The sequence below is a fragment of the Paenibacillus zanthoxyli JH29 genome (genome assembly GCF_000520715.1).
Taxonomy (GTDB): domain Bacteria; phylum Bacillota; class Bacilli; order Paenibacillales; family Paenibacillaceae; genus Paenibacillus_AQ; species Paenibacillus_AQ zanthoxyli.
On the sequence record NZ_ASSD01000040.1, the window covers coordinates 1 to 6,555 of the forward strand.

The 6,555-nt window shown below is 53.0% G+C and carries 8 protein-coding genes; 4 read left to right on the forward strand and 4 right to left on the reverse strand.

What is annotated here, in order from left to right; all coding sequences use genetic code 11:
• A partial coding sequence (locus L691_RS0101755; RefSeq protein WP_025688406.1) for a DUF2225 domain-containing protein occupies positions 1–428 on the forward strand: 428 nt, incomplete at its 5' end.
• Positions 429–450: 22 nt separating this feature from the next.
• On the opposite strand, the gene L691_RS0101760 is transcribed toward L691_RS0101755, so the two are convergent.
• Both L691_RS0101760 and L691_RS0101765 read right to left on the reverse strand, forming a co-directional pair.
• Positions 451–681 carry a hypothetical protein gene (locus L691_RS0101760; protein ID WP_025688407.1) on the reverse strand — a complete coding sequence of 77 codons (231 nt, stop codon included), beginning with the start codon at positions 679–681 and terminating at the stop codon, positions 451–453.
• The gene (locus tag L691_RS0101765) at positions 678–860 is read right to left on the reverse strand and encodes a YycC family protein (protein WP_025688408.1); all 183 of its coding nucleotides are present in this window, start codon (positions 858–860) and stop codon (positions 678–680) included. Before L691_RS0101765 ends, L691_RS0101760 begins: the two co-directional genes overlap by 4 nt.
• 137 nt (positions 861–997) lie before the next feature.
• Between L691_RS0101765 and L691_RS0101770 the strand changes: the two genes are divergently transcribed.
• On the forward strand, positions 998–2,797 hold the full coding sequence (locus tag L691_RS0101770; protein ID WP_025688409.1) for a M3 family oligoendopeptidase: 1,800 nt from the start codon (positions 998–1,000) through the stop codon (positions 2,795–2,797).
• 303 nt (positions 2,798–3,100) lie between these two features.
• Complete coding sequence (locus L691_RS0101775; protein ID WP_025688410.1) at positions 3,101–3,505, forward strand: hypothetical protein; 405 nt, start codon at positions 3,101–3,103, stop codon at positions 3,503–3,505.
• A gap of 117 nt (positions 3,506–3,622) precedes the next feature.
• Here the strand turns inward: L691_RS0101775 and L691_RS0101780 are convergent, their stop codons facing one another.
• Both L691_RS0101780 and L691_RS0101785 read right to left on the reverse strand, forming a co-directional pair.
• Positions 3,623–3,865, reverse strand: coding sequence for an alpha/beta-type small acid-soluble spore protein (locus tag L691_RS0101780; RefSeq protein WP_025688412.1), 243 nt, complete (start codon positions 3,863–3,865; stop codon positions 3,623–3,625).
• Between the two features lie 199 nt (positions 3,866–4,064).
• A complete protein-coding gene (locus L691_RS0101785; protein WP_025688414.1) occupies positions 4,065–5,042 on the reverse strand; it encodes an aldose 1-epimerase in 978 nt (325 codons plus the stop codon).
• A 468-nt stretch (positions 5,043–5,510) separates the two neighbouring features.
• Here L691_RS0101785 and trpS point away from each other — a divergent pair, with 468 nt between their 5' ends.
• Positions 5,511–6,503, forward strand: coding sequence for a tryptophan--tRNA ligase (gene trpS / locus L691_RS0101790; protein ID WP_025688415.1), 993 nt, complete (start codon positions 5,511–5,513; stop codon positions 6,501–6,503).
• The last annotated feature ends 52 nt before the right edge of the window (positions 6,504–6,555 follow it).

The window sequence follows — 6,555 nt, forward strand, 5'->3', positions numbered from 1 at the left end:
GGAGCTGGGAGGAGGCGCTTGAGACGTACAAGCTGGCGCTGCTCTGTGCGCAGTGCATAGGTGACAAAGAGCGCATCGTCGCCAGCCTTCTGCATCATATCGCCTGGTTGTACCGTTATCAGGGCAACACCGAGCAGGAACAGCGCTTTCTTCATTATTCGCTGGAGTCCTACATTAATGTATTTGAACGGGACGGGATTGCCGGAAATGATGCGCGCCTGATGTTTCTGATCGGGGAGCTTAACCGGCGTATCGGCTGGTTCAACGAGGCGGTGAAATGGTTCTCGCGTCTGGTCAATGACCAGAAAATTATGGATGCGGCGATGATACGGGCAGCTCGCGAGCAGTGGGCGGTTATTCGCGAACAGATGCTCGGAGAACAAGGCGGTTCGAGTACGGGAATGGAAGGATTAAGGGGGATATTGTAAAAAAAAGAACCGGACGGCGCCTTTAGCGCACCGCCCGGTCGAACAGCAGATAATCGCCGTCGCTGTCCACAACGACAGGTCTTTCGCTGCAGCAGGGGAAGACTAGCAGCTTCTTCTTGCCTTCCCGGACGCTCTGAAGCTCCCTCAGCTTCATGGGGAGCAGCACGTTCTCCGCGCCGCAGAATGGGCAGGATTGGACGTACAAATCGCCCAGTATGAGTTCGTACGGCCACGTGTGGCTGAACGGAATCATGCTTTGTCCTTGCCTTCCGCGCCGTCTTTCGGTTCTCCGCCATCCGTATTTTTCTTGGATAGCTCGGCTATTTTTTGCAGCAGAATATGCTGGGGCATATGCATTAAATGTTCCAGAGGCACACCCAGCTGCTTGGAGAGCGCCAAGGCCGTCTCCGGCGAAATTTGCAGTGGCCGCATCATTAATGTCCTCCTGTTCTTTAATGAATGGTATGGCGTGTTATTCACTTTACCATGGGATACCTCCAATTACAAAGTGAATGTTGTATGATGGGATTGGTGAACCGAATGAAAAGTAAAGGAATGGTGGTACGAAAATGAAACAGCCTTTGTCTTTAACTTGGGAACTGGATTCCATTTTTGAAGGGGGCTCGGCATCCCCCGGATTTGCACGATTCTTAAGCGAACTGGAAGGCGATATCGGCAAGCTCGCAGAGCAGGTAAGAGCGGCTAAGGCCCCGTCGGATTTGGAGTCGACGAAGGCGCTGGATGGCGTTATCGAGCTTCTGCAAAGCTGTACCGCGCGTCTTGTTCAGGCCTCGGAGTTCGCCGGATGCCTTGGAGCGCAGAACCAGCAGGATAAAGGGGCCATACGCCTGTCGGGAACCGTTGCCGGACTCAGCGCCCGGTTTCAGGGCGTGTCCTCTGAATTTGAAAATGTGCTTCGCCAGACGGAAGATGAGGTATGGCGTCAATGGATGGCCCGGCCTGAGATCGCGCCGCTGACATTCGTGCTCAGCGAGAGCCGGGATCTAGCCCGTGAGAAGATGAGTCCAGAGCTGGAGAGCCTGGCGCTGGAGCTTGCGGTGGATGGCTATCACGGCTGGAGCGAACATTATGAAACGATTGTCAGCTCCATCGCCATTCCCCACACGGATGAGGACGGGGAGAAGCTGTTGTCGGCGGGCCAGGCTTTCAACAAGCTGCACGACAATGACAATCAAGCCCGGAAGGATATGTTCGCTAAATGGGAAAAAGCTTGGGAAGGCGTCGCCGATTACGCCGCTGATACGCTAAATCATCTGGCTGGCTTCCGCCTGAAGCTGTATGAACGCCGGGGATGGGACGATGTGCTGAAAGAACCCCTCAGCATTAACCGCATGTCCCGCGAGTCGCTGGATGTCATGTGGGACGTTATCGTCAAGAGCAAGCCGGCTCTTATCGCCTATTTGGAGCGCAAGGCGAAGCTGCTGGGGCTTACGAAGCTCGGTTGGGAGGACGTGGAAGCCCCGCTGGCGCGGTCCTCAGGCAAAATATCTTATGACCGGGCGGCGGAGGAAATCGTCACCCAATTTGGTAAATTCAGTCCGAAGCTTGCGGAGTTTGCCGAACGCGCATTTGACAGCAGTTGGATTGAAGTGGAGGACCGGCCGGGCAAGCGTCCGGGAGGCTTCTGCGTCTCGTTCCCGCTGAGCAAGGAGTCGCGGATATTTATGACATACAGCGGCACGCCTTCCAATGTGGCGACGCTTGCGCATGAACTGGGCCATGCCTACCATTCTTATCTGCTCGATGACCAGCCGGTACTTAACCAGAACTACGCGATGAATGTGGCGGAAACGGCTTCGACCTTCGCCGAGGTCATCGTCTCCGATGCGCAGGTCAAGGCGGCAGGGAGCGATGAAGAGAAGCTGGCACTGCTGGAAGAGAAAATCCAGAACAGCGTCGCCTTTTTCATGAACATACATGCCCGGTTCTTGTTTGAAACCCGTTTCTACGAGAAACGCAAGGCGGGACTCGTCAGCGCTGAAGAGATTTCCGCGCTCATGGTGGAAGCGCAGAAGGAAGCTTTTGGCGGTATTCTATCCGGCTACCATCCGCATTTCTGGGCGTCCAAGCTTCACTTTTATATTACCGACGTGCCGTTCTATAACTTCCCTTATACGGTAGGATATATGTTCAGCACCGGCTTATACCGTCTCGCTTTGCAGGAAGGCCCATCCTTTGCAGACAAATATGATGCGCTGCTGCGCGACACAGGCGTTATGACGCTTGAGGATCTGGCAGGCAAGCATCTGGGTGTGGATCTGTCGAAGCCGGACTTTTGGCAGGGAGCCGCCGACCTGATTCTTGAAGATATTTCCACCTTCCTGGATATGACCAAGCATTTAGCTTGACTTCGTATTTATGAAAGATTCGCTTCTTGTTCGTGCAATTAAGCGCAAGTAATGGATTGAATATTGTGCAAATGCGAAATGACCCTTAGGATGTATTTCATCGTGGGGTCGTTTTTTATGCGAATTTGTCGAAAATGATCGTTTTATCGAGGTAGACTTGGAAGAAGATAGAAGAAAAAGCGCATTTTATAGGGATAATAACCCAATTATGTTGACGATTGTTGTGGGGTATAGCCTTCTATCCTATAATGAGTCCTAAGCCTTAGGGAGTAAGGCGAGCAAGTATGACAGAGGAGGAAAAGTATGCTTAAGACGGATCAATTGTCTTTGGCTAGGCAAATGGACCTGGTGTTTAAGGAGCTTCAGGAGGAATTATCGGGGGTATCTTCCGGTACGGTTTTTGTGCAAATACGAAATAATATCATCGGGAAGTTTGGAATCCGCCATAATCCATTGTACGGCCGCAGCGGAACGTTTACGGAGGAAACAGAGGGATTAACATCTTCGCAGCAGTCTTCGTTTCGTTTGATGGCACTCGAGAGTCTGAAGTTTAAACGCCGCTGGACGCATGGAGAGATAAGCTATGAGTTTGCCGTGAAGAAGGGGATTGTCATTGTCGATGCTGTTCTGGAATCCAATTACAATATGGCTAACCTGATGATCCGCTACCCGAGAAATGTGCAGCAGGATAAGGAGGACTGCGGATAATGCGGATAACCGGTACGGGCCATGAAAAACCCCCTCGCTTCCTTGTGGAAGCGGGAGGGCTGTAAATCTGTTCGGCGGCCCTTGCGGGCGGACCGAATAAAAGCTATAAACGAGGCATTACACACCCGTACGACCGGAGAGTTGCTGCTCTGCCAGCTGTACGAGACGCTTGGTGATATATCCTCCCAAAGAACCGGTTTCGCGGGAAGTGTAGTTACCGTAGTAACCGTCTTGAGGGATGGTTACACCAAGCTCTTGCGCCGCTTCATATTTCAGTTGCTGCAGCGCAGCGTTTGCTTGAGGAACGACCAGATTGTTGGAACGACTGCTGCGACCTTGGTTTTGACCTACTTGACCCATGTTTGTCACCTCCTTCGTCCTTGGTAGAGATAGTATGAGCGCGGCGAGGTGAAATCATGCATGGTGCAAGAAGGTTATAAGGCTGGGAATAAGTGTATAAAAAGTGAATTTCGCAACTTAAAATAAGAGGGCGGTCCGAATGTTCCGGCGGGCCGCCCTCTTGGCAAATGATCGCAGCATGCTCAATTGGCTGCAAATCTCAATTTTCAGGATAGATCATTTCAATTGAAGTAGTCAGTTCAAGGCTCTGTCCGGGGGCAAGCGTCAGCAGACCGGTAAAATTCGGATCAGAGGACACATTAGGCGCATCCGGCAGCCATGTATAGGGCTCGGCGCAGAGAAATTGGTCGGCGAGTCCTTTCGTATAGATAACCCAGTGGCGAAAATAGCTTTCGTCTGCGAGGTAACGCAGCCCATAGCCGTCATCCCGGAGCAGCAAAGCTTCTACGGGCCGCTTCTCTCCAATTCGCAGGGCGGTGTCGAAGCCGGTGCCCTGCAGATTCATCCCCTCGTTCAAAGCTTCCAGCGAACCGAGTGGAAGCACATTTCCAGTGGGCAGCAGTTGATCGTTCAATTCGTAGATGCTCTCTACCGGCAGCTTGAGACTCCAACGCTTCGGCTGACCGTCAATCATGAACCAGGTGTGATAGCCGATTCCGAAGGGAATGTTCCTTCTGGCACCAAGGTGGGTTACCTTCAAGGTCTGCTTCAAAGACGCATCCTGCAGCCGGAATGTCATCTCAAATTTGAGCGGCGCCGGCAGCTGATCCATCCAATGGGCATCGTCCGTTGTCTTAAATTCGGTCGTCACCGCGCAGCCGTCTTCATCTTCCTCGATATCGCTGACACACCAGGATTGCGTCCGGTGCAGGCCGTGAATGTGATTGTCACCAGCGGTGTTGCGGTCGAACTGGTAATGAGCGCCATCAAATTCAAACTGTCCCTTGGAGATACGTCCCGGCGGAATTAAGAGCGGAATGCCGAAGTGATACGGCTTCTGCATATAAAAATCCAGATCGGCCTCTTCGGGCCGGCGCAGAACCTCTCGTCTTTCCTTTCGGTCCCACAGGGAGATAACGTTGTTGCCAAGACGCGGCAGCAGCGTGACTTCCAAGTCGCGGCTGTGCAAAATATAAGTATCATAACCGCACCATTGCCCTTTGGTCACCTGTTTCATGATCCATGCTCCTTTATCATTCACTTAATACAAAATGTGAACACGATAATCTTATCATAACAGATTTATGTTCGAGGGGTTAAAAATTTGACAAACTTCTTTGCCGGTTCTATGATGAATTCAGTTAACTAAGTTTGTCAATGCGATGACGGGGATAAGTAGTCGGGAGAGAGGCCTTCAGAAAGCCGGTGGATGATGCGAACCGGAGGATAACTCCCGGATGAATGGACCCCTGAGCGCCGCGCTCGAACGGGAAAGCTTTCCCTGGTAGACCGGCCGGTTCGTCCCCGTTACAGGATGTCTTAAGGCTGTTACAGTATTTCGCTATGCGGTCCGTTTATAGGCGGTAAGCATGGGAAGGCTGCTAGCGGCGAATAAGGGTGGCACCACGGTCTCACGTCCCTTCGGAGTGAGGCTTTTTTGCGTTCTTTTGTAAGCGACTTAATTCTTGATCGGAGGAGTTACAGTATGAAAAAAGTTCTGTCCGGCATACAGCCCAGCGGTAGCTTGACGCTCGGCAACTACATCGGCGCAATGAAAAATTTCGTCAAACTTCAAGAGGAGTATGAATGCTATTTCATGGTGGTTGACCTGCATGCGGTCACCGTGCCGCAGGAACCGGCCAGCTTACGCGAACAGTCCGAGGCGGTTGCCGCGCTGTTCATCGCGGCGGGAATTGATCCCGCCCGCTCTAATGTTTATCTTCAGTCGCATGTTCCCCAGCATGCCGAGCTGTGCTGGTTGATGACGACGCTCACCTCGATGGGCGAGTTGGAGCGGATGACGCAGTTTAAAGATAAATCATCCGGGAAGGATACGGTAGGCGCGGGATTATTCGTGTATCCGGCGCTGATGGCCGCCGACATTCTTGTGTATAACGCGGACCTCGTTCCGGTAGGCGAAGACCAGAAGCAGCATCTGGAGCTGACACGCGATCTGGCGGGACGGTTCAACCACCGATACGGCGAGTTCTTCACCATTCCAGAGCCGTATATTCCGAAGGTCGGCGCCCGTATTATGTCGCTGGATGACGGAACGAAGAAAATGAGCAAGAGCAATCCGAATGCCGGCAGCTATATCGCTCTGCTCGATCCCCCGGACGTGATCCGCAAAAAAATCAGCCGGGCAACTACGGATTCCGGACGAGAAGTCGTGTACGACCCGGCGAACAAGCCGGAAATCAGCAATCTGATGAGCATTTACGCGGAGTGCTCCGGGCTGTCCCTTGCGGAAATCACAGGCCGCTATGAAGGACAGATGTACGGCGGCTTCAAAAAGGATTTGGCCGAGGTCGTCGTGGCGGCGCTTGAGCCGCTTCAGGAGCGCTACCATGAAATCCGCAGCTCCGGCGCCATCACCGATATTCTCGCGTCGGGCGCGGAACGCGCCCGCGCCGTGGCGTCGGTCACGCTCCAAGGAGTCAAGGATCGTATGGGATTCCTGCCCCCGCGGTCAAAGTAAAGGGCTTACGCCCTGGGTACAGCCGCTAAAGCCGCCATAGTCGCGGGAGACC